The 3,201-nt window shown below is 66.2% G+C and carries 3 protein-coding genes; 1 reads left to right on the top strand and 2 read right to left on the bottom strand.

Annotation, left to right across the window (positions count from 1 at the left end):
* Positions 1-347 precede the first annotated feature (347 nt).
* Entirely contained in the window at positions 348-1,316 is a 969-nt protein-coding gene (locus tag QZ753_RS08110) for a sensor domain-containing diguanylate cyclase (protein WP_294642644.1), read from the top strand.
* 108 nt (positions 1,317-1,424) lie between these two features.
* Here QZ753_RS08110 and QZ753_RS08105 read toward each other — a convergent pair whose 3' ends face one another.
* Positions 1,425-2,372 (bottom strand): glycine--tRNA ligase subunit alpha, encoded by a 948-nt coding sequence (locus tag QZ753_RS08105; protein WP_294642641.1) that lies wholly within the window; start codon positions 2,370-2,372, stop codon positions 1,425-1,427.
* A gap of 101 nt (positions 2,373-2,473) precedes the next feature.
* Positions 2,474-2,653 (bottom strand): hypothetical protein, encoded by a 180-nt coding sequence (locus QZ753_RS08100; protein ID WP_244545826.1) that lies wholly within the window; start codon positions 2,651-2,653, stop codon positions 2,474-2,476.
* Positions 2,654-3,201 lie beyond the last annotated feature (548 nt).

Here is a 3,201-nt window from a genome sequence, read left to right as displayed (position 1 = left end):
GGTTGTGGATCGGCGACAGGAGCGTGCGGATGCGCACCTCGCCCGGGCCCGGCTCCGGCGTCGGGCTGTCGGCCTGATGCAGGACGGTGGCGGGATCGCCGAACGTGTCGTGAACAGCGCTTTTCATGGGTGACTCACATTCGTCGTTGCGGATCGGAGAGGTCGTCAGATGGAGCCGTGAAACCGCGCGCCAAGAGAGCATCGTGTGATCCGGCCGGTGGAGCGCCTTCGAACGTCGGTCTGCCGATCCGGCGAGCGAAACGTTCGATGTTTCATAATTCGAGCCGCGGAGTCTTCAGCCTTGCGGCGTACAAATCTCCGACCGATCAGCACGCAAGGGGCGACCGATGAAGGAGGCGATGCACGAGGACGTCTCGAAGCAGATTCCGTCGATCGTCGTTCCGGAAATGCTTCAGCAGTCCATCGCTCTGATCGGCGTCTACGATCCATCCGAAGTCCTGCGGTACGCGAACGATGCCTTCCGCAGCGCCTACTTCATCGCGCCGGGCGAGGAGGTGAGCTGGCAGACCTTGATGCGGCGCAATTTCGCCGCAGGTCGTGGGACCGTCATCTCGACCGATGACATCGAAAACTGGATCTCGTCCGTTCGTTCCCGGCGAGGCAAATCCCGTCAGCGCACCTACGAGAGCGACCTGCACGATGGACGCTTCATCTGGGTTACGGAGACCCGACGCGACGACGGCTGGATCGTGTACGTGGGTACGGACGTCACGGCACTGAATGCCTCGGAGAGGAAGCTGCGACTGGCCAACGAGGCGTTGTTTCGCCAATCCACGACGGATGAGCTGACGGGGGTGTCGAACCGCCGCCATATCCTCGCACGGTTGAAGGACATGCTCGGCGAGGGCCGGGATGCCTGGGCTTGCCTCGTCGACATCGACCATTTCAAAAGGATCAACGACACCTTCGGCCACCACGTCGGCGACGAGGTTCTGGTGAACGTCGCCCAGACCGCTCGACACGTCATCGATCTGAAGGATTCGTTCGGGCGCGTCGGCGGCGAGGAATTCCTGATCCTCTTCGGGAGCCAGCCGCTGGAGGACGTTCGATCGACCCTGAAGCGCCTTCAGGAGGCCATCTCGAACATGGATGTACTGGGCAGGCACCCGGGCCTGTCCGTCACGATCTCGGGCGGGCTGACCTATGTCTCGCCAAAGGACATGCAGGAAGACGTGTTCAAACGCGTGGATGCCGGGCTCTATTCGGCGAAAGACAACGGACGCGACCGGATCTACTTCGACAACGTCGAGATCCACGGCAAGCCGCCGCAGGCGAGCCTGCCGACGACGGTGTAGATCCCGACCTATTCGATCTGACGGATCAGGCCGCCGCGCCGGCGGGTCTGGCCGTTCTCGACGAGTGTCGAGAACCCTCCCTGCAGTCGCCGCCCACGCCAGCCTCCTTCAAGCCGCGGCGCTCCATCCCGCCCCGCCTGCTTCCGTCAGCAGAAACGCCTCGCCGCAGGCCTTGGCGAGCGTGCGTACGCGCAGGATGTAGCTCTGGCGCTCGGTGACGGAGATGACGCCGCGGGCGTCGAGGAGGTTGAAGGCATGGGAAGCCTTGATCGCCTGGTCGTAGGCCGGCAGGACGCAGCGGTGCAGGGCGCCCGCGGCGTCCGGTGCGCCGGCCTTCAGGATCGCGGCGCATTCGCGTTCCGCGTCGTCGAAGTGCTGGAGCAGCATCTTCGTGTCGGCGATCTCGAAGTTAAAGCGGGAGTATTCGCGCTCGGCCTGGAGGAAGACGTCGCCGTAGGTGACCTTCTCGGCGCCTTCGCGGCCGTTGAAGTTGAGGTCGTAGACGTTGTCGACGTTCTGGACGTACATCGCGAGACGCTCGAGCCCGTAGGTCAGTTCGCCCGCGACCGGCGCGCATTCGATGCCGCAGACCTGCTGGAAGTAGGTGAACTGCGAGACCTCCATCCCGTCGCACCAGCACTCCCAGCCGAGGCCCCAGGCGCCGAGCGTCGGCGATTCCCAGTCGTCCTCGACGAAGCGGATGTCGTGCAGCGCCATGTCGACCCCGATCGCCTTGAGGGAGCCGAGATAGAGCTCCTGCAGGTTGGGCGGGTTCGGCTTCAGGATGACCTGATACTGGTAGTAGTGCTGGAGGCGGTTGGGGTTCTCGCCGTAGCGTCCGTCCTTCGGGCGGCGCGAGGGCTGGACGTAGGCCGCGTTCCAGGGCCGGGGCCCGAGCGCGCGGAGCGTCGTCGCCGGGTGGAAGGTGCCGGCGCCCACTTCCATGTCGTAGGGCTGGAGCACCACGCAGCCGTAGTCCGCCCAGTAGCGGTGGAGCGCGAGGATCAGCCCCTGGAAGGAGCGTTCGGGCCGCATGTGATTGGCGAGTTCGGACATGTCAGCGGACCCTGGATGTTCTGCGCACGGCATTCTGTTGCCGCGCGAGTTGCCATGGGCGCTTTGCCGGGGTCAAGCCTCGGGCGCGCCGAGCCGGCGGGTCAGTCGCGCCGCAGCCGGTAGACGCCGTCCGCGCCGCGCTCCAGCGTGCCGTGCGCGCCGGTGCGGTGCTCGGCCTCGGAGCGGCGGTTGCGCTCGATCACGCGCGCCGTTTCCTGCTGAAGCTGGCGGTAGCCGAAATAGGCGGCGGCCCCGACGAGGCCGAAGAGGAAGATGGGCATCGGATCGACCATGATTCACACGCGGTCCAGTATTTGCGGGCTTTCGGGCGAAGGCAAGGCGTCGCGGGGCCTCAGAGCCCGTAGCGGGCCCAGAGCGCGCGCTCCTCGGCCGCGGTAAAGGCGGCGTCGACCGCGGCGTTCGCCAGCGAGGCCGCCGCGCCGCCGCGGCCGATGCCGAAGAGGCCGCGCTTCTGCTGGACGACGCCGAGCTTCACTTTCGGGCCATAGGTCTCGCGCAGCACCGTGCGCAGGTCGCCGAGCCGATCGACGAGGCCGAGTTCGAGGCCGCGCGTGCCGGACCAGAAGAGGCCGGAGAAAAGGTCGGGGTGGTCGGCGAGACGGTCGGCGCGGCGCGAGCGCACGAGGTCGATGAAGGTCCGGTGCACGTCGAGCTGGAGTGCCTTCAAATGCTCGACGTCCTCCGGGCGCTCGGGCCGGAACGGGTCGAGCGTCGCCTTGTTCTGGCCGGCGGTGTGGACGCGGCGCTCGATGCCGAGCTTGGCGATGAAGTCGATGAAGAGATCGGAAGAGCGTCGTGTAGGGAAAGA

This window comes from uncultured Aureimonas sp., from assembly GCF_913775355.1.
Lineage (GTDB): Bacteria > Pseudomonadota > Alphaproteobacteria > Rhizobiales > Rhizobiaceae > Aureimonas.
This window is presented reverse-complemented; position numbering and strand designations above follow the sequence as displayed.

Excerpts from the sequence above, each read along its gene's own strand:
- QZ753_RS08105 (WP_294642641.1), bottom strand. The coding sequence starts at position 2,372 with ATGTCCGAACTCGCCAATCACATGCGGCCCGAACGCTCCTTCCAGGGG.
- QZ753_RS08100 (WP_244545826.1), bottom strand. The coding sequence starts at position 2,653 with ATGCCCATCTTCCTCTTCGGCCTCGTCGGGGCCGCCGCCTATTTCGGC.
- QZ753_RS08110 (WP_294642644.1), top strand. The coding sequence starts at position 348 with ATGAAGGAGGCGATGCACGAGGACGTCTCGAAGCAGATTCCGTCGATC.